This window comes from Pantoea sp. C8B4 (genome assembly GCF_051336905.1).
Lineage (GTDB): Bacteria > Pseudomonadota > Gammaproteobacteria > Enterobacterales > Enterobacteriaceae > Pantoea > Pantoea rwandensis_B.
Genome location: NZ_JBGMNK010000011.1, coordinates 16,627 through 35,198, shown reverse-complemented (window position 1 = coordinate 35,198; position 18,572 = coordinate 16,627). Strand labels below are relative to the sequence as shown.

The following is an 18,572-nucleotide window of genomic DNA, read 5'->3' as shown; positions in this document are numbered from 1 at the left end:
CCGGGCATTTACAGGAACCACCCCGCGTGAACAGCGCCATCCCTGCACGAAGACGTCCCAAAACCGGTACCATGACTCGCATTATTTTGCTGATCAGTTTCTTTATTTTGGTTGGCCGTCTGATTTTCATCATCCCCGGTGCGATTGAGCACCATCAGCAAAAAAAAGCCGCACCTGAGCCGGTCACCACACTGAGCACCAGCGATTCGCGCTAAGGAACTTGCGGGTCATCGTTGCTTGCCGCTGCACATTGCCCGTTTGTGACAATGCCGCTAAATACGCCCTGATTACCCGCAACGCGCTACACTTTGACCTGACTTTACAGACACAAGGGACGCGTTATGTCTGCTCCGTATGCACAACAATTAACAGAAATCCGCCAGCGCATCTTGCATCTGCTCCTTAGCGAGGACGATCTCGTTGATGTGCTGCTGGATAAATCTATCGATCTCAATGCCGCCGAGCTGCGGGAGATCACCGACTGGCGCCATCAGCTGGAAGAAGAGCTGCAGCAGCTGCATGCTGCTGACTTAGCGGATATCCTCGAAGCGCTCCCCGAACAAGAACGTCTGGCATTATGGCGCCTTGTGCCCTCCGAGCAGCGCGGTCGCGTGCTGGTCGAAGCTTCAGAAACCGTCTGGGCCAGCCTGACGGAAGGTATGACTGATCGCGAGATTCTGCACGCTATTGAGCCGCTGGACATCGACGATCAGGTATATCTGGCGCGCTATCTGCCGCGCGACTTAACCGGACGTTTGCTCACCACGCTGGAGCCAAACCTGCGTGCACGCCTGCTGGAAGTGATCGAGCTTGATCGCGACCGCGTGGGCCAGGTGATGGATTTCAATATTCTGACCGTCCGCTCTGACGTTACCCTCGCTACCGTGCAGCGTTTCCTACGTAAGCGCAAAAGCATGCCGGATGGCACCGATAAAATCTTTATTACCGACGAACAGAACCAGCTGCTGGGTGAGTTATCACTTACCGACATTTTGCTCAACAAGCCTAAAACGCTGGTTTCTGATGTGATGAATGCGCGCCCGACCACCTTTCAGCTTGATGACAAAGCCGAAGAAGCGGCCAGTGCCTTTGAACGTTATAACCTGATCTCCGCCGCCGTTATTGATGCTAAAGGCAAGCTGATTGGGCGTATCACCGTGGAAGACGTAATCGATCTGGTCAATGAGGAGAACGAAAGCAACATCCGTAAGATGGGGGGGATCAGTCAGGGCGAAGATGTGTTCGCGCCCGTGCGCAAAGCGGTTGGCAAGCGCTGGGCTTGGCTCGCCATCAATCTGTGTACTGCATTTATCGCTTCACGTGTGATTGGCCTGTTTGAAGAGACGATATCCCAACTGGTGGCGTTGGCGGCACTGATGCCCATCGTGGCCGGTATTGGTGGTAACACCGGCAACCAGACCATCACCATGATTGTGCGCGCCCTGGCGCTGCATCAGGTGGAACCCGGTAACTTCTCCTTCCTGGTGGTACGCGAACTCGGCGTTGCCCTGATCAACGGGCTGTTCTGGGGCGGAATCATGGGCAGCATCACCTGGTTGATGTATGACAACCTGCAACTCGGTGGCGTGATGATGCTGGCAATGGTGCTTAACCTGCTGCTGGCGGCACTAATGGGCGTGCTGATTCCGTTGATCATGACCAAGATGAAACGCGACCCGGCGGTAGGCTCCAGCGTGCTGATCACCGCCATCACCGACACCGGCGGTTTCTTTATTTTCCTTGGATTGGCGACGGTGTTTTTGCTGCACCATTAAATCAAAGACAGTGCGCGTAACGTTGCAGCGCTTGCTGCAAATTGAGTTGTAACGTTGCGCGTGCCAGTTCGCTGATGCCTGGTGTTACGCGGGAAGAGCCGCGTTGATTTAACCACTCGACCACATCGACAAGGTGCCACAGCGCGGTTTTACCATCATGAATCGGGCGTGGGAACTGCGGGCTGTGAGTGAGCATTAACTTACGCATATTCTGGCGCGACACGCCAATCAACTCAGCAATATCCGTGAGGCCCACCAGATCGGGGGCCGCTTCAATCAGTTCAGCATCGGGTAAAGCCTGAGCGACTTCAGCTAAGGCATCGCGAATCGCTTGCTGCGCACTCTCCGCTTCCCGGCAGTACATCAGACTCAATTTGCCTGCTACGCCGTTGCCCACCAGCGCATCAGTGCAACCGGCAGCGCCGAGTCGTTCCAGGGCTTCGTCATCAGAAACGGCCTCACTCAACTGAAAACGCAACGTGAATTCAAATTCCATTTTTTCATCCTTATCGTTTCACTCTTGAGCAGTTATCCACCACTCGCTTTAACATCCTGGCGTGATTTTCAGGGCTCTTAGGCGTGCTCCAGATACAGGTAATACAGAAATCACCGCATCGACACTCTGCCGAATTCTCCGGACAATACATTTTGCCCCACGCATGATGCCCACCTTGCACAATTTTCCATCCCTGAACTTCCGCATAACGTAAAACGCTCTCAATCTCTTTGTGCGGGTGTCGCTTCCGTTCTGACATTGCAAGCCACCTTATACTTTGATTTTATGGTTGTCAATGGACAACCATCACGAATATTCAGAGGTTATGTCAGCAGTATTTAAGGCGATAAAAAACAAGAAGTGTCTTGGGAATCCATACTTATATTGTTGTTGGAAAACAGCGCACAAAATCGAGCGCGCCTGAGTTCAAGCCCATATACACTTAGCGCTATCACTGACCTGAGGGAGAAACAGTATGTTTAAAGTTGATGATTTTGTGCAGTCGAAGACCGGTGGCCCAAAGATGCAGGTCACACGGGTTGAAGGTGAGTTGCTATGGTGCGCGCGTATTGACGATCCCATCAAACGTGAGATCGAGGTCAGAGCAGATAGCGTGAATTTGTATCATGAAGAGGGCGATTTCGGCGTGTGCTGATGCTTCCGTTCCGCGATAAATAGCGCCGCTTCTGGTCAGTGCACCCTGCCATAGCGGCGTAATTTATTGTGTAATGCCTGGTTTTGATCGCCATGAATGACGCCCTACATTGCTCGGTGCAGTTTTCGTAGAGTGCGCATTCATGCGTACCGGGTTAACTACGCACTCACTGACTTAAGTGAATGGCATTAAGCAATTTATTGCACGACGTGAACGCAGACAATCACGGATTGTCCTTTTGCAGATTATCTTGCCCAATCCCGCCAATAAACGGCAAGCGCAGTTTTAATGGCGTGAAGTCCAGCCCCAGATTCAATCCCAGCACATTCACTTCCAGCCCTTCTTCCGCCCCCAGGGTGACGCCTAACACACCCAGCAAGGACACCTGTAACCCGCGCCCCGACGGTGGTAATCCAATTGGATGAAGCAGAGAGCGATAATCTTTGCCCAAAGCATTGGCAGGCAAATCCAGCTTCAACGCAGGCACTTCCCGGCCAATGTGCGCCATAAAGGTGTTACTGTTCGGTCCCGGCCACGCGTGATAGGTCGTTGGCCATGGGTAAGATTTTATCGCCGCTTCGATCTGCGGAATCATCGCTTCGGCTTCCTTACCACGATGCTCCACCAGCAAGCGCGGCTTTGCGCCGTACCAGTATCCATCCGGCAGGTTTGCGTTACGACGCACCTTATCCCCGCTGCCCCAGCTGATCACTTCGTAGCGGTTGTACTGCGTCTCCCCTGCACGCTTAAAAATGATCCACGGATGTACCGCGACAGCGCCCTTCCAACCATAAGTGGGCGCGGCATAGACCTGCACAATAGCCAGATTGGCATATTGGTGTGGGTCCGGCGCTAACCCGGCCGAATCCCGTCGCGCCGTCGCCCAACCACCACGCTCGCTGGTCAACTCACCGGTGCGGGTGGCCTGCGCCAGGCTGGCTGCCAGCGAGAGCAATACAATACAGAGGAAAGAAAGTAGAAAGGCTTTCAATGGCAGCATCGACGGCATCCTGATGAGTAATCATTCACCCGTCATCATGCATGGGTTCAGGTGAGTTTGTATTCACTAACTATGCGATAGGGCAAATCGTTGTGAAAACTGATGTTGGTTGGCCACAAGAGATTGGAATGCATCTCGCAGTTGCGCACTCTACTTTGTGCCCTTGCCTTGCGTCAATGTCGCTTATAAAAGACAATTTTTGCTGGATTGAATGCTTGCGAGGACGCTATGCAACACACCGAGGTAACAGCATGACTATCATCAATCAATCTGTACCAAAGAAAACAGCAGTCAGTCACGACGATGCGATGGTAGCAGAGCTACGAGCAAACCCTGATTACGCTGAAATCTACCTGCAAACAGCATTGGAAGACATCTACGAAGAAGGCGGGATTGCTGCCTTTCTGATCGCCCTTCGCCGGGTTGTTGAAGCCCGAGGTGGCATTAGCGAAATATCTCGCAAGTCCGGGTTGTCGCGCCAGCAGTTGTACAAGACACTCTCTGAAAAAGGAAATCCAACGCTCACTACCCTTACAGAGATTACCCGTGCAGCTGGGGTGAGGCTTATCCCTCACCCCTAAAGAAAAAGCCCGCATTTAAGCGGGCTTGATAGGCGATTCAATTAGCGAAAATCATTTACAATCAATCGCTTACTACCAACCTAATTTAATGAAAAGTATGCTGCGAGTAGTTTTATCATCATTCGATACTGTCTGCCGTACCGTTATCAGTGGGAAGTAACTATTTATTGAGCTTATTTATGATGGGATCAGTACGTGAATTGCGGACTGCATCGTATGCTTTCTCACACGTAATGGTAACACGCCCGCGTCAGTCAGCTTCGACTGCATAATATTCCTCCGCTGCGCAAATTTACTGGTACAGTTCGCCGTGCAATTATCCTGAATTGGCCCCTGTCTTTCCGCTGGTGACAATTACGGTTTCGCTGCTGAAGTCTGGCGATCGTTGCCCTTATTCCTAACGCTGAACAGCAGCGCGGGCAGCATCAGCTTTAAGTGTCTCCTCATCAGCATCTATTTTTTATCTGAAGAATATTAGCCTAGCGGGTTATTTCAATGCTGCGCTGATCCTGCGTGAGTGCTGTGCGCTCGCGGAGAACTGGCACCAACAATTAGTCGATCAGTTGGAGCTACAAGTCTAAGCTACCGCTCTATAGTTTATCAGCCAGCCAGAGCAGCGGGAGGCACCCGGCACTACGCCATATCGATGATAGCATTTGCCGGGTGTTTTCAGACGCTTTAGAGACGGTAAGTTTCATCAACGACGTGCCATTGGACCGTTCCATCCATTGCTGTGTAGCCTTAAGGCGGCTCAGTGTTTAACTCAATTTTCACTGTGCCCGAGGAGGTGCATTTCCCTGAGTATTGATTCTGGTTACCCGCTCCTTGCGGGTATTTATTCCGAACCAAGACTTTTCTTAGTTTACATTCCTGGTTATTATCGAATCACCCATTACCAATCTTCTTATACCATGATCGATTTCATCAAAGAGTTGCTGGCATCTCTCAAAAAAACTTCTACGGAAAGAATAAGCAACCCGTTTTATGGTGTATTTATTTTTGCTTGGTTGGCATTTAACTGGGAAGCTGTTGCCATTCTGTTATTCAGCGACCTTCACATGCAAGAAAGAGTCAGGTTTATAAACTCAGCTTATCCATTGATGTATGTTCCACCTTTCATAGCATCTGTCATTTTAACTTTTATACTTCCCTGGTGTACCGAGAAAATCACTTTCTTTCAGTCAAAATCACTTAGTCGAACTTCTTCTTTGTTGGCAATAAGAAAAAAGAAAATGCTGACAGCTGATATTTCAGTGGAAAGATTTAGAGCTAAGAAGGATGTTGCCTATGAACGTTACAAAGTAGGAGCAGAAAAAGAACTTCAATCGATGAAGGAAGAGATCACCCTTTCAACCAATAGAACGGGCGAAATGACGCAAGAAAGAGATGTAGCATTATCTAAGCTTTCAGATTTAAGAAGCCAGTATTCTAAAGCTCAGAAAGATTTCGAAATGAGCGCGAAATTAGTCGTTGATTATGAAGATATCAAGAACTCTCTTATGCAAGAAGTTTCTGCCAGAAAGAAAGTTGAAGAACGTTGTGCAGACTTACAAGAAGATATTTTTAGCATTAACAGGGAAATGCAATATTACAAATCATTGCTGGAAGAAAATAAGATTCCCTCACATCCATTAATGATTGAATCAATGGGAGTCGGAACAGAATTATTTCACAGTGATAAGCTAAAGAATGACTGATTTGTAACTCAGAGGGCCCATGAAGATCAAACAGAAAATAGTCAATGTATTTGTGAACTATACGCATGAATGGAACATGGCTATGCACAATTCAATTGAACGCAAAGTGTTCGAAGGCTATCACGCCCTTCACCCTCATGGTTTAAAGGACGGTGACGCTGTCGAAAAATACATTGATAACATGCGGAATTTTTACTATCAGCGGATGATTAACACAGCAACGATGCTGCTGACCGGAGTATCACTACTTGTTGCTATCTTTGCCCTGATAGTGGCACTTATAACGATTCATTTTAGTTAAGAATACAGGTTGTAATCTATATCAATGCGGCTCATTTCTTGCCCACCATTACCAGCGAAGTGACGCTTCATCACCGGAAAGTAGGTCAAGAGGGTTATAATCCTAGTTGTGATTCAAGAGTTATAGAATATGTCATTAAATATACCCAAAGCCGTATTGAAAATTATTTACAAAAGCATTAAGTAATATAAACAAACCTACATTTCTAGCGAACTTAAAGTCAGCACCTACAATAAATCGCTGTTTAGTGTATTCATATGGAGTTGCAATGGATTCATATTTAGATATTTTACCTAAAGGTTCTACAGCAGTTGCAGTGAAAACAAAAGGACACAACTTCTTCATTGATAATGAGGGGATATCATCTACTGGTTGTTAGGTTGTATCAAATGATAGGGTCGATGATTATGTAATCGTTTTTCATCAAACTAACACCGATAATTACGTCTACATTGGTGAGTTTGTCGGTAAAAACGCTGAAGAATATACCGAGCGGCAAGGAAAAAGATATCCCCGCTATCGAATTTTCATTAAAAATATAAAGCTTGCTCTCAAAACAAATACAACATGGACCTCTTTCGTAGGAAAAAACAATGGTGGTTTCGAGCGGATTTATTTGGAAAACGAAGGGCAGAAAAAGCCTAAATATCTAGATCCCGACTCTATTGAAGCCGAAGAGGGATATAAAAAAGACTTTAACCGAATGACGAGTGTTAGAGATAGAAAATTAGCTGACGCGAGGAAAAAAAATGATAATTACACTTGTCAGTCATGTAACAACCAATACTTTGTAAATAACAAGTATATTATCGACTGTCATCATTTAAATCCAATCAATTTAGGGAAAAGAAAAACAAAAATAGAAGATCTAATTTCGTTATGTCCTACATGTCATCGAATTGCGCATACTCGAGTCCCCCCATATTCTTTAAGAGAGTTAAGAGAGATCATGGAAAAGCATGCTTAATCTTATTGACTTTAATTGGTTTAAGGTTCGTATTCAGTTGAGAATTAAGTAGATGTACTACTTAGACTATGTGATGCAAAAAATTGCCAAATAATCTTAAGTCAAAACCGCAAAAGCCCGCAACTAAGCGGGCTTTTGGGTATTTTTAGCTAGACAATTCCTAACGCGGAAATCATTCCCACTCAATCGTGGCCGGTGGTTTACCAGAGATATCGTAAACCACGCGAGAGATGCCGTTCACTTCGTTGATGATGCGGTTGGAGACGCGGCCGAGGAAATCGTACGGCAGGTGCGCCCAGTGCGCGGTCATGAAGTCGATGGTTTCTACTGCACGCAGTGAAACAACCCAATCATATTTACGACCGTCGCCCATCACGCCAACAGAGCGCACTGGCAGGAACACGGTGAAGGCCTGGCTAACTTTGTTGTACAGATCAGCTTTATGCAGTTCTTCGATGAAGATCGCATCCGCACGACGCAGCAGGTCGCAGTACTCTTTCTTCACTTCGCCGAGGACACGCACGCCCAAACCTGGACCTGGGAACGGATGGCGATACAGCATGGCGTATGGCAGACCCAGTTCCAGACCGATCTTACGCACTTCGTCTTTGAACAGCTCTTTCAGCGGCTCAACCAGGCCCATCTTCATCTCTTTCGGCAGACCGCCCACGTTGTGGTGAGATTTGATCACGTGCGCCTTGCCGGTAGCAGAAGCAGCAGACTCGATCACGTCTGGATAGATGGTGCCCTGTGCCAGCCATTTCACGTCAGTCAACTTCAGCGCTTCTTCGTCGAACACTTCAACGAACACGCGGCCGATAATCTTACGCTTGGCTTCTGGATCGTTCTCGCCCGCCAGTGCGTCAAGGAAACGATTCTCAGCGGCAACGTGAACGATGTTCAGACCAAAGTGGTCGCCAAACATTTCCATGACCTGCTCAGCTTCATTCAGACGCAGCAGGCCGTTGTCCACGAACACACAGGTCAGACGATCGCCGATAGCGCGGTGCAGCAGCATCGCGGTGACAGAGGAATCCACGCCACCTGACAGGCCCAGGATCACTTTGTCCTGACCAACCTGCTCACGAATACGCTCTACCGCATCTTCGATGATCTTAGCTGGCGTCCACAGTGCTTCACAGCCGCAGATGTCACGGATGAAGCGCTCCAGCATGCGCAGGCCCTGACGGGTATGCGTCACTTCTGGGTGGAACTGCACGCCGTAGAATTTCTTCTCTTCGTTAGCCATGATGGCGAACGGACAGGTTTCGGTGCTGGCAACCGTTTCAAAACCTGCTGGGATGGCGGTCACTTTGTCACCGTGGCTCATCCACACGTCCAGCAACGGTTTGCCGGCAGCGCTGATGGCATCTTCGATGTCACGCACCAGTGCGCTCTGGGTCAGCACTTCAACCTGCGCATATCCAAACTCACGCTCGTTGGAGCCTTCAACCTTGCCGCCCAGCTGCATTGCCATGGTCTGCATGCCGTAGCACACGCCCAGCACTGGTACGCCAGCATTGAACACGTATTCTGGTGCACGTGGGCTGTTCAGCTCAGTGGTGCTTTCCGGGCCACCAGAAAGGATGATGCCGTTTGGATTGAAGCTACGAATCTGCTCTTCGGTGACATCCCACGCCCAGAGTTCGCAGTAGACGCCCAGCTCACGCACGCGGCGCGCGACCAGCTGCGTATACTGAGAACCAAAATCGAGGATCAAAATGCGATGTTTATGAATATTTTCAGTCGTCATTGAGGCGTTTCCATTGGGATGGACTTAATAATAAAAGCGCCCGGCGGGTGCCGGGCGTTGAATCTTACGGGATTATGAACCCATGCGGTAGTTCGGTGACTCTTTGGTGATGGTCACATCGTGCACGTGGCTTTCAGTGATGCCTGCGCCACTGATACGCACGAACTCCGCTTTAGTGCGCAGATCGTCGATGGTTGGGCAACCGGTCAGGCCCATGCAAGAGCGCAGACCGCCCATTTGCTGATGCACGATCTCTTTCAGACGGCCTTTATAAGCTACGCGACCTTCGATACCTTCTGGTACCAATTTGTCAGCGGCGTTATCAGTCTGGAAGTAACGGTCAGAAGAACCTTTAGACATCGCGCCCAGTGAACCCATGCCACGGTAAGATTTGAAAGCACGGCCCTGATACAGCTCGATCTCGCCTGGGGATTCTTCAGTACCCGCCAGCATAGAACCGACCATTACCGCAGCAGCGCCCGCAGCGATCGCTTTAGCAATGTCACCTGAGAAGCGGATACCGCCATCAGCCACAACCGGGATACCGGTGCCTTCCAGCGCTTCAACCGCATCAGAAACAGCAGTGATCTGTGGAACACCTACGCCAGTGACGATACGTGTGGTACAGATAGAGCCAGGACCGATACCTACTTTCACTGCGCTCACGCCCGCTTTCGCCAGCGCCAGTGCGCCTGCACCGGTTGCCACGTTGCCACCGATGATCTCGAGGTCTGGGTATTTAGCACGGGTTTCACGGATACGTTGCAGTACACCTTCAGAGTGACCGTGTGAGGAGTCGATCAGCAGAACGTCAACGCCCGCAGCGACCAGCGCGTCAACACGCTCTTCGTTACCCGCACCCGCGCCAACTGCAGCGCCGACACGCAGACGGCCTTCCGCATCTTTACAGGCGTTAGGTTTACGTTCTGCTTTCTGGAAATCTTTAACGGTAATCATGCCCAGCAGGTGGAAGCTGTCATCAACAACCAGCGCTTTCTCAACACGTTTTTCGTGCATTTTCTGCAGTACGATGTCGCGTGCTTCACCCTCTTTAACAGTGACCAGACGCTCTTTCGGCGTCATCACTGCGGAAACTGGCTGGCTTAAATCCGTCACGAAACGCACGTCACGACCGGTGATGATGCCGACCAGTTCATTGTCTGCGTTTACCACTGGGTAGCCGGCAAAGCCGTTGCGCTCGGTCAACTCTTGCACTGCCGCCAGCGTGGTGGTTGGCAGAACGGTCTGAGGATCGGTCACAACACCACTTTCGTGTTTTTTAACTTTGCGAACTTCGTCCGCCTGGCGCTCAATCGACATGTTTTTGTGGATAAAGCCCAGACCACCTTCCTGTGCCAGTGCAATCGCCAGACCCGCTTCGGTCACGGTGTCCATGGCAGCAGACAGCATAGGGATGTTCAGACGGATGTTTTTCGTCAGTTGGGTGCTGAGATCAGCAGTGTTTGGTAGAACAGTGGAGTGAGCAGGAACGAGCAGAACGTCGTCAAAAGTGAGGGCTTCTTTAGTGATTCTTAGCATTGCAATATCTCCACCTGGGGGCGATTAAAACAGATAAAATATTGCCGCGGCATTATACAGGCCGAAATCGATTGCCTCCAGTGTTTTTTAGGAAAAAGTCTTGATCCTTCGGGTGAGCAATGTAGTATCGGTTGATTAACCCTCTGATTTAAAATTTGATCTACATCACATGTCGCTACCGCCAACCGCCAATATTTTTACTGTCAGCCGCCTGAATACCACGGTGCGCCAACTGCTGGAAAATGAGATGGGCCTGGTGTGGCTCAGCGCTGAGATCTCCAATTTTAGCCAGCCCTCTTCCGGTCACTGGTACTTCACCTTAAAGGATGATGGCGCTCAGGTGCGCTGTGCAATGTTCCGCAACAGCAACCGTCGAGTCACCTTCCGTCCACAGCATGGCCAGCAAGTTTTGGTGCGCGCCAGCATTACGCTGTATGAACCGCGTGGTGATTACCAACTGATTATCGAAAGCATGCATCCGGCCGGTGAAGGTCTTCTGCAGCAGCAGTTTGAACAGTTAAAAGCACGTTTGGCGGCAGAGGGGTTATTCGATCAGCAGTTCAAACAGCCGCTGCCCGACCCGGCGCGTCAGGTGGGGGTGATTACCTCGGCAACCGGTGCTGCGCTGCATGATGTGCTGCGCGTATTGCATCGTCGAGATCCCTCGCTGCCTGTGATCATCTATCCCACGCCAGTGCAAGGTGTCGATGCGCCCGCAGCCATCGTGCGTGCCATTGAACTGGCGAACCAGCGTGATGAGTGTGACGTGCTGATTGTCGGCCGTGGCGGCGGCTCGCTAGAGGATTTGTGGAGCTTTAACGACGAGCGCGTGGCGCGAGCTATCTTTGCCAGCCGCCTGCCCATCGTCAGTGCCGTGGGCCATGAAACGGACGTCACCATCGCTGACTTTGTCGCCGATCTGCGCGCCCCTACCCCATCTGCGGCGGCAGAAGTCGTGAGCCGTAATCAGATCGAACTGCTGCGCCGTTTGCAGTCACAACAGCAGCGTATGGAAATGGCAATGGATTTCTACATTGCAGAGCAGCAACGCCGTTTTACCCGTATACAACATCGTTTGCAGCAGCAACATCCACAATTGCGTCTGGCACGCCAGCAAACCACACTGTTCCAGTTGCAACGTCGCCTCGGCGAGGCAATGGATCAACGTCTGCGTGTGGCTAATCGCCAGCAGGATCGCGTGTTACAGCGCCTCAATATTCAGCAGCCGCAGGGGCGTATTCTGCGTGCACAGCAGCAGATGCAGCAATGGCAGTATCGCCTGCAACAGGGCATGGAGAAGCAGCTGAATCACAATCGTCAGCGCTTTGGTAATCTGGCCGCGCAACTGGAGGGCGTCAGTCCGCTTGCCACACTGGCTCGCGGGTTTAGCGTGACCACGGATACGCAAGGTCAACTGGTGAAGAAAACCCAGCAATTGCATAAAGGCGATTTACTGCGCACCCGCCTCGATGACGGCTGGGTGGAAAGCCAGGTGACCGCACTTGAACCGCAGAAATCACGCCCCCGTAAAGCACGCTCCTAGCTGAAAAACTATACTTCTGGCATGTTCCCTCACGGCCAGGAGTTACTATGACCTACAGCGTTATTCCTCCGTATATTCTTCGCAATATTATTGACCATTGTTCGGGTGCGCCGCAGGAGTCTGCTCGCCGCACCCTAACCCATGTTCAGCAACTGATGGCTGAACATAACCATAAAGCGGCCAGCTCGGCCACCGCCCAGCCCGGAACCGTACTGCGTGCCATCTATGATGCTGAAAATACGCAAAATCTGCCCGGCACCCTAATCCGCGATGAAGGCCAGCCGGGCAATGGCGATGTGGCGGCTGAAGAAGCCTGGAATTATCTCGGCATCACCTACGATTTCTACTGGCAGATCTTCAAGCGCAACTCACTGGATAACAAAGGCCTGAAGCTGGATGGCACCGTGCATTATGGCAAGGAGTATCAGAACGCCTTCTGGAACGGTCAGCAGATGGTATTTGGTGACGGCGATGGCGAGATCTTTAATCGCTTCACCGTTGCGCTGGATGTGGTGGCGCATGAACTCACCCATGGCGTGACGGAAAACGAAGCGGGACTGGTTTACTTCCAGCAGTCCGGTGCATTGAATGAATCGATGTCTGATGTGTTTGGCTCGCTGGTGAAGCAGTTCCACCTGCAGCAAACGGCCGATCAGGCTGACTGGTTGATTGGTGAGGGCTTGTTAGCCGCCGGCATTAAAGGTCGTGGGCTGCGCTCGATGTCCGCACCAGGCACGGCTTACGATGATCCGAAACTCGGCAAAGACCCGCAACCGGCGGATATGGATCACTATATCGACACGCGTGATGACAACGGCGGTGTCCATCTCAATTCTGGCATTCCTAACCGTGCGTTTTACCTTGCCGCTAAAGCATTAGGCGGCTTTGCCTGGGAGCTGGCGGGTCATGCCTGGTATGACACTCTCTGCGACAAGACGCTGCCGCAGGATGCCGACTTCAGTACCTTTGCCCGTTTCACCATTGAACATGGTGGCAAGCGATTTAACCGCTCGGTGGCGGAAGCAATTCAATCCGCCTGGCAACAGGTAGGCGTAACGTGAATATTAAACTGACTGATGACGCCATTATCGAACTGGCGCGTGAAGGCGGCATTGCTTTTATCCCCAACTTGCGAGGCGAGCGCCGCTTTGCTCTGGCACAACTGCCAGAACCGCAAAAACAGCGGGTGTGTAACGTGCTGGAGCAGGCATTACCGCTGGGTGAACCGGAAGATCAGGCGGCGAATCTGGGACGCGGCGATCAGCGTTATTTTCGTATTCAAATCACCTATGCCACCCATCATGAAGCGGGCTCTATCGTGATTTTGATTCCTGAAACCGCAGCCTCGCCTGAATTAGAGGCACTTTGGCGCGACGGCCAGTGAAGAACTCGGAGATCTCCCAAGGCAACCTGTAACTTACTGACTATAATCATTAATGTGGCTAGCTAGTCCACGTCGAAGAAAACACCCTTAGATGAGGTCTCTGCTATGACACAAAAAAAGCAACGAGGTGGTGCCGGGAACTTTGCAGAGGACCCGGAGCGTGCCAGGGAAGCCGGCAGTGCTGGCGGCAAAGTCAGTGGGGGTAATTTCAGAAACGATCCTGAAAGAGCCAGGGAAGCTGGAAGAAAAGGAGGTCAAAAAAGCCGTCGCCCCTCCAAGCAGCAGTGAATAAGGTACCTTAAGGAGTGAAGTACGCCACGGAAGGTTAATAAAAAAGGCCGACATCATGATGTCGGCCTTTCTTCTTACTGAGGCTTACTTGCTGTCTGGCAGCGCGTAAGCAATCACGTAATCACCACGGTCTGGTGACTGACGTGCGCCACCTGCGGAGATCAGGATGTACTGTTTGCCATTCTTCGGCGAAACGTAGCTGATTGGACCGCCCTGACTACCCACTGGCAGACGTGCTTTCCACACTTCTTTACCGGTTGAGCTATCGAAGGCGCGCAGATAGTAATCCTGCGTACCGGCGATGAACACCAGGCCACCCTGAGTTGCTAAGGTGCCACCCAGCGTTGGCATGCCGATTGGCATTTGCGCACGCATCTTAATACCGAATGGACCCGTATCCTGCACGGTACCAACTGGCACCTGCCATACGATCTGACGGGTTTTCATGTCGATGGCTGACAAGGTACCGAACGGCGGCGCCTGGCACGGAATGCCCAGCGGAGACATGAAGCGGTTTTTGTTAACAGCGTAAGGGGTGCCTTTCAGCGGAACGGCGCCCATACCCGTGTTGATCGCTTCACCGCCATTGCTGGCTGCATCTTTGCTGGTGTCCTGAGGGATCATCTGCACCCACAGGCCCAGACGCATGTCGTTGACGAACATGTACTGGTTGTTCGGGTCAAACGAGATGCTGCCCCAGTTCATACCACCCAGTGAACCTGGGAAGCTGAGTGACTTGTCAGTATCCGGAACGGTGAACAGGCCATCGTAACGCATGCCTTTGAAGGCAATACGGCACACCAGCTGATCGAACGGCGTTGCACCCCACATGTCAGACTCGGTCAGTTTCTGATTGCCAATGTTTGGCATTTCCACTGAGTGCGGCTGCGTTTTGGTGTACTGCTCGTTCGGGATGTGACCCTGCGGCATTGGCTGCTCTTCAACTTTGGTCAAAGGCTTGCCGGTCAGACGGTCCAACACCCAAATCATACCGGTTTTTGCACCGATAACGACGGCAGGCTTAGTGGTGCCATCCTTCATTGGGAAGTCGACCAGGCTCGGCTGCATTGGCAGGTCGAAGTCCCACAGATCGTTATGTACGGTCTGATAAACCCATTTTTGCTTACCGGTAGTTGCATCCAGCGCCAGAATTGATGCGCCGTAGGTGTGATCCAGTTTGGTACGATTCGCACCCCACAGATCCACCGACGAGCTACCCATTGGCAGGAACACAGTGTTCATCGCCGGGTCGTATGACATCGGTGCCCATGAGTTCGGGGTACTACGGGTGTAGTCTTTGCCCGGCATCAGGATGGCATTCGGATCATCATTGCCTGGGTCAAACGCCCAACGCATCTGACCGGTGATGACGTCAAAGCCGCGCAGAACGCCGCCAGGCATATCGGTCTGGACGTTATCTGCCACACGACCGCCAACCACCACGGTGGTACCGGCCAGCTGTGGTGCAGACGTCAGCTGATACTGTGGATCGGGCGCTTTACCCAGACCTTTTTTCAGGTCAACCACACCGTGGTCGCCGAAGTTTTCACAGAACTCACCGTTGTCAGCGTTGATCGCAATCAGACGCGCATCGATGGTGTTCATCAGAATACGACGCTGACAGGTATCACCTGCCGCCAGCACTGGCGCAGGAACCGGTGTTGAACCCGGCTGACTTGGCTGCTGTACCGGCTTGGTCGCATCGAAATACGCCAGACCACGACAGCGGTTCCACACTTCAGCCTGTGCGTTGATTTCACGCTTCCAGATCTGCTTACCGGTATCCGCTGCAACCGCAATCACGTTGTTGTGCGGGGTGCAAAGGTACAGGGTGTTGCCCACCTGCAGCGGGGTTTCCTGATCTTCCGCGCCGTTACCGGTTGGGCTGATTGGGGTATCGCCAGTGTGGAAGGTCCAGGCAACCTGGAGATCTTTGACGTTGTCACGGGTGATCTGGTCGATCGCCGCAAAACGGTCACCTTCAGGCGTACGGCCGTAGCTGCTCCAGTCCTGCTGTGGCTTAGACTTGTCGACAGGAATCAGCGGCAGCTGTTTGCCGTCGAACGCGACGGTTGGATGCGGCTGGAACATCTGCACGAAAGTGACCACCATGCTGACGGCAATGACCGCTGAGAGCACATAAGAAACTTTGGCCAGAGGGTTTTTGCCTTCGCGTTTACGCAGCGCTGGCCAGGTCAGGAAGGCCAGCAGCATCAGGCCCGCAGGTACCATCAGGCGTGAAACCAACTGCCAGAAATGGAAGCCCGCATCGAACAGCGCCCAAATCAGGGTGCCAACAAAGACCAGAATAAACAGGGTCACGGCGGATGATTTGCGGCGGAAGAACTGAATCGCCGACAGCAACATCACAATACCGGAAATGAGGAAGTACCAGCTGCCGCCCAGAGCGACCAACTTGCCACCGCCGATCGCAAAGAACAGACCGACAGCCAGCAGGACCAGCCCGAACAATACAGACCAGATACTCAACCCTTTGCAGGGACGAGCGGAATTTTCTGCCATAACAAAAACTCTCCTGAAAAAATAACGCGCTGGTGCCGGCTAACAGGCTGTAGCCGGTAACAATGCTCCTGCCAACGATGGGGGACAGGAACCAATCCGTTACGCTTTATTTTATATCTATTGGTACGGGTGCAATGCCCGTAATTCGGCGCTTGTGAGCAAGGACACATCGCAGGTGAGAGTGATTCTCGCTACAAGGCGGCAGGATTGTACCACCTGGTTCATTAGAAAGTGAACATCCATAACGAAGGAGTTACTGGGCAATAGCATTTTTGCTACAAAACCAGTCATAAGTTATTAATAAATATGAGGCTGAATCAAAGTGTAATTTTTGATGTTAAGAAGAAGTCAGAGTGGGAGATGTCGTAGGAGTCGTGCGGTGGGGGCGAAAAAAAGGGCCCCATCAGGGCCCTCTTCACTTTAACGCTTATTCTTTTTCAGATGCGACATCAGTCGCTGGCGTTTGCGCTGCTGCGTCGGTGTCAGCAGGTTACGTTTGCCCGCGTACGGGTTGTCGCCTTCTTTAAACTGAATGCGAATCGGTGTACCCATCACGTTGAGTGAACGACGGAAGTAGTTCATCAGGTAACGTTTGTAGGAATCGGGCAGGTCCTTCACCTGATTACCGTGAATCACCACGATCGGCGGGTTGTAACCACCGGCATGGGCATACTTCAGCTTCACGCGGCGACCACGCACCAGCGGCGGCTGATGGTCGTCAGAAGCCATAGTCATGATGCGCGTCAGCATAGCGGTGCCGACACGTTTGGTCGAGCAGTCGTAAGCTTCGGTCACGGATTCGAACAGGTTACCTACGCCACTGCCGTGCAGCGCCGAAATAAAGTGAATGCGCGCGAAATCGATAAAGCCCAGACGGAAGTCCAGCATCTCTTTCACTTCATCACGCGCTTCCTGCGTCATGCCATCCCACTTGTTGACCACGATCACCAATGAGCGACCGCTGTTCAGGATAAAGCCGAGCAGTGAGAGATCCTGATCGGAAATGCCTTCACGTGCATCAATCACCAGCATCACCACGTTGGCATCTTCAATGGCCTGCAGCGTTTTGATGACAGAGAATTTCTCTACGGTTTCGGTGATTTTTCCGCGTTTACGCACACCAGCGGTATCAATCAACACATACTCGCGCTCGTCACGTTCCATTGGAATGTAGATGCTGTCACGTGTGGTGCCCGGCATGTCGAAGACCACGACGCGGTCTTCACCCAGAATGCGGTTAGTCAGCGTTGACTTGCCGACGTTAGGACGGCCAACGATAGCCAGCTTGATCGGCAATGTGGTCGGGTCGAAGTTTTCTTCTTCCTCTTCCGCCAGCGCCTTCTCGTCCTCTTCTTCTTCTAACGCGGCCCAGTAAGCGGCGTTTTCTTCTTCTTCCGTCAACTCCACTTCTGGAACGGCTTCTTCCATCCATGGCAGCAACGCAGCTTCAAGCAGGTTGTTCACACCGCGACCGTGCGAAGCCGCAATCGGGTGAATCTCACCCAAGCCCAGCGCATAGAAATCCAGCACGGCGGCATCAGGATCGAGACCGTCAGTTTTGTTCGCTACCAGGAAGGTGGCTTTCTCGCGCGAACGCAGGTGATTGGCGATCTGTTGATCGGCCGGCATCACACCCGCACGCGCATCCACCAGGAACAGCACCACATCCGCTTCTTCAATCGCCAGCAGCGATTGTTCTGCCATGCGGTTTTCGACGCCTTCCTCGGTGCCATCAATACCGCCGGTATCAATAACAATGAATTCGCGCCCTTCCACTTCGGCGCGACCATATTTGCGATCGCGAGTCAGTCCAGGAAAATCCGCTACCAGCGCATCACGAGTGCGCGTTAAGCGGTTAAATAGCGTAGATTTTCCCACATTGGGACGCCCAACCAGCGCGACCACAGGTACCATAACACTTGCCTCAGTTTTAAAAATAAATCGCCCGAATGGCGTGATTATAACGACATTTGCCAGAAGGCGTCAGGCTGAAGGCGCTAAGAATACCATGCCTGACTAAAAACGAAACGGCCCCTGACGAATCAGGAGCCGTATTAGCGAGCAGGA

18 protein-coding genes are annotated in these 18,572 nt (G+C 51.6%); 11 read left to right on the top strand and 7 right to left on the bottom strand.

The features are described 5' to 3' along the window. Window positions 1–26 precede the first annotated feature (26 nt). The gene (locus tag ACCW76_RS14725; RefSeq protein ID WP_034825717.1) at window positions 27–215 is read left to right on the top strand and encodes a YfgG family protein; all 189 of its coding nucleotides are present in this window, start codon (window positions 27–29) and stop codon (window positions 213–215) included. A gap of 126 nt (window positions 216–341) precedes the next feature. Continuing rightward, complete coding sequence (gene mgtE, locus ACCW76_RS14720) at window positions 342–1,775, top strand: magnesium transporter (RefSeq protein WP_038645445.1); 1,434 nt, start codon at window positions 342–344, stop codon at window positions 1,773–1,775. Window position 1,776: 1 nt separating this feature from the next. Here mgtE and ACCW76_RS14715 read toward each other — a convergent pair whose 3' ends face one another. Then, window positions 1,777–2,271 carry a helix-turn-helix transcriptional regulator gene (locus ACCW76_RS14715; protein WP_436338969.1) on the bottom strand — a complete coding sequence of 165 codons (495 nt, stop codon included), beginning with the start codon at window positions 2,269–2,271 and terminating at the stop codon, window positions 1,777–1,779. Window positions 2,272–2,281: 10 nt separating this feature from the next. Next, the gene (locus tag ACCW76_RS14710; protein WP_071845604.1) at window positions 2,282–2,530 is read right to left on the bottom strand and encodes a hypothetical protein; all 249 of its coding nucleotides are present in this window, start codon (window positions 2,528–2,530) and stop codon (window positions 2,282–2,284) included. Between the two features lie 216 nt (window positions 2,531–2,746). On the opposite strand from ACCW76_RS14710, the gene ACCW76_RS14705 reads away from it, so the two are divergent. Further along, entirely contained in the window at window positions 2,747–2,926 is a 180-nt protein-coding gene (locus ACCW76_RS14705) for a hypothetical protein (protein WP_034825711.1), read from the top strand. A 223-nt stretch (window positions 2,927–3,149) separates the two neighbouring features. On the opposite strand, the gene ACCW76_RS14700 is transcribed toward ACCW76_RS14705, so the two are convergent. Continuing rightward, window positions 3,150–3,926, bottom strand: coding sequence for a DUF3750 domain-containing protein (locus tag ACCW76_RS14700; RefSeq protein ID WP_283215480.1), 777 nt, complete (start codon window positions 3,924–3,926; stop codon window positions 3,150–3,152). 251 nt (window positions 3,927–4,177) lie between these two features. Here ACCW76_RS14700 and ACCW76_RS14695 point away from each other — a divergent pair, with 251 nt between their 5' ends. The 4 genes from ACCW76_RS14695 to ACCW76_RS14680 all read left to right on the top strand — a co-directional run bounded on the left by ACCW76_RS14695 (window position 4,178) and on the right by ACCW76_RS14680 (window position 7,472). Continuing rightward, a complete protein-coding gene (locus ACCW76_RS14695) occupies window positions 4,178–4,507 on the top strand; it encodes an addiction module antidote protein (RefSeq protein ID WP_045814909.1) in 330 nt (109 codons plus the stop codon). Window positions 4,508–5,418: 911 nt separating this feature from the next. Beyond that, a complete protein-coding gene (locus tag ACCW76_RS14690; RefSeq protein WP_436338967.1) occupies window positions 5,419–6,204 on the top strand; it encodes a hypothetical protein in 786 nt (261 codons plus the stop codon). 19 nt (window positions 6,205–6,223) lie between these two features. After that, on the top strand, window positions 6,224–6,505 hold the full coding sequence (locus ACCW76_RS14685; protein ID WP_436338966.1) for a hypothetical protein: 282 nt from the start codon (window positions 6,224–6,226) through the stop codon (window positions 6,503–6,505). A gap of 703 nt (window positions 6,506–7,208) precedes the next feature. Next, a complete protein-coding gene (locus tag ACCW76_RS14680) occupies window positions 7,209–7,472 on the top strand; it encodes an HNH endonuclease (RefSeq protein WP_436339029.1) in 264 nt (87 codons plus the stop codon). Window positions 7,473–7,644: 172 nt separating this feature from the next. Here the strand turns inward: ACCW76_RS14680 and guaA are convergent, their stop codons facing one another. Beyond that, on the bottom strand, window positions 7,645–9,225 hold the full coding sequence (guaA, locus tag ACCW76_RS14675; protein ID WP_436338965.1) for a glutamine-hydrolyzing GMP synthase: 1,581 nt from the start codon (window positions 9,223–9,225) through the stop codon (window positions 7,645–7,647). A 72-nt stretch (window positions 9,226–9,297) separates the two neighbouring features. Beyond that, window positions 9,298–10,764: an IMP dehydrogenase gene (gene guaB / locus ACCW76_RS14670; protein WP_436338964.1), complete on the bottom strand. Its 1,467-nt coding sequence runs from the start codon at window positions 10,762–10,764 to the stop codon at window positions 9,298–9,300. A 169-nt stretch (window positions 10,765–10,933) separates the two neighbouring features. Between guaB and xseA the strand changes: the two genes are divergently transcribed. From xseA to ACCW76_RS14650, 4 genes are all read left to right on the top strand, one after another. Continuing rightward, window positions 10,934–12,307: an exodeoxyribonuclease VII large subunit gene (gene xseA, locus ACCW76_RS14665; protein WP_038645427.1), complete on the top strand. Its 1,374-nt coding sequence runs from the start codon at window positions 10,934–10,936 to the stop codon at window positions 12,305–12,307. A 47-nt stretch (window positions 12,308–12,354) separates the two neighbouring features. Then, window positions 12,355–13,368, top strand: a complete 1,014-nt coding sequence (locus tag ACCW76_RS14660; protein ID WP_436338963.1) for a M4 family metallopeptidase — start codon at window positions 12,355–12,357, stop codon at window positions 13,366–13,368. Next, window positions 13,365–13,691 (top strand): protealysin inhibitor emfourin, encoded by a 327-nt coding sequence (locus ACCW76_RS14655; RefSeq protein ID WP_038645423.1) that lies wholly within the window; start codon window positions 13,365–13,367, stop codon window positions 13,689–13,691. The genes ACCW76_RS14660 and ACCW76_RS14655 overlap by 4 nt, the downstream gene beginning before the upstream one ends. A 105-nt stretch (window positions 13,692–13,796) precedes the next feature. Beyond that, the gene (locus ACCW76_RS14650; RefSeq protein WP_045814915.1) at window positions 13,797–13,979 is read left to right on the top strand and encodes a general stress protein; all 183 of its coding nucleotides are present in this window, start codon (window positions 13,797–13,799) and stop codon (window positions 13,977–13,979) included. Window positions 13,980–14,066: 87 nt separating this feature from the next. Here the strand turns inward: ACCW76_RS14650 and ACCW76_RS14645 are convergent, their stop codons facing one another. Next, the gene (locus ACCW76_RS14645) at window positions 14,067–16,505 is read right to left on the bottom strand and encodes a glucose/quinate/shikimate family membrane-bound PQQ-dependent dehydrogenase (RefSeq protein ID WP_436338962.1); all 2,439 of its coding nucleotides are present in this window, start codon (window positions 16,503–16,505) and stop codon (window positions 14,067–14,069) included. Window positions 16,506–16,925: 420 nt separating this feature from the next. Further along, window positions 16,926–18,419 carry a ribosome biogenesis GTPase Der gene (der, locus tag ACCW76_RS14640; RefSeq protein ID WP_436338960.1) on the bottom strand — a complete coding sequence of 498 codons (1,494 nt, stop codon included), beginning with the start codon at window positions 18,417–18,419 and terminating at the stop codon, window positions 16,926–16,928. Window positions 18,420–18,572: the final 153 nt, after the last annotated feature.

Coding starts and splice junctions, on each gene's coding strand:
- mgtE (WP_038645445.1), top strand. CDS start 342: ATGTCTGCTCCGTATGCACAACAATTAACAGAAATCCGCCAGCGCATC.
- ACCW76_RS14715 (WP_436338969.1), bottom strand. CDS start 2,271: ATGGAATTTGAATTCACGTTGCGTTTTCAGTTGAGTGAGGCCGTTTCT.
- ACCW76_RS14710 (WP_071845604.1), bottom strand. CDS start 2,530: ATGTCAGAACGGAAGCGACACCCGCACAAAGAGATTGAGAGCGTTTTA.
- ACCW76_RS14705 (WP_034825711.1), top strand. CDS start 2,747: ATGTTTAAAGTTGATGATTTTGTGCAGTCGAAGACCGGTGGCCCAAAG.
- ACCW76_RS14700 (WP_283215480.1), bottom strand. CDS start 3,926: ATGCTGCCATTGAAAGCCTTTCTACTTTCTTTCCTCTGTATTGTATTG.
- ACCW76_RS14695 (WP_045814909.1), top strand. CDS start 4,178: ATGACTATCATCAATCAATCTGTACCAAAGAAAACAGCAGTCAGTCAC.
- ACCW76_RS14690 (WP_436338967.1), top strand. CDS start 5,419: ATGATCGATTTCATCAAAGAGTTGCTGGCATCTCTCAAAAAAACTTCT.
- ACCW76_RS14685 (WP_436338966.1), top strand. CDS start 6,224: ATGAAGATCAAACAGAAAATAGTCAATGTATTTGTGAACTATACGCAT.
- ACCW76_RS14680 (WP_436339029.1), top strand. CDS start 7,209: ATGACGAGTGTTAGAGATAGAAAATTAGCTGACGCGAGGAAAAAAAAT.
- guaA (WP_436338965.1), bottom strand. CDS start 9,225: ATGACGACTGAAAATATTCATAAACATCGCATTTTGATCCTCGATTTT.
- guaB (WP_436338964.1), bottom strand. CDS start 10,764: ATGCTAAGAATCACTAAAGAAGCCCTCACTTTTGACGACGTTCTGCTC.
- xseA (WP_038645427.1), top strand. CDS start 10,934: ATGTCGCTACCGCCAACCGCCAATATTTTTACTGTCAGCCGCCTGAAT.
- ACCW76_RS14660 (WP_436338963.1), top strand. CDS start 12,355: ATGACCTACAGCGTTATTCCTCCGTATATTCTTCGCAATATTATTGAC.
- ACCW76_RS14650 (WP_045814915.1), top strand. CDS start 13,797: ATGACACAAAAAAAGCAACGAGGTGGTGCCGGGAACTTTGCAGAGGAC.
- ACCW76_RS14645 (WP_436338962.1), bottom strand. CDS start 16,505: ATGGCAGAAAATTCCGCTCGTCCCTGCAAAGGGTTGAGTATCTGGTCT.
- der (WP_436338960.1), bottom strand. CDS start 18,419: ATGGTACCTGTGGTCGCGCTGGTTGGGCGTCCCAATGTGGGAAAATCT.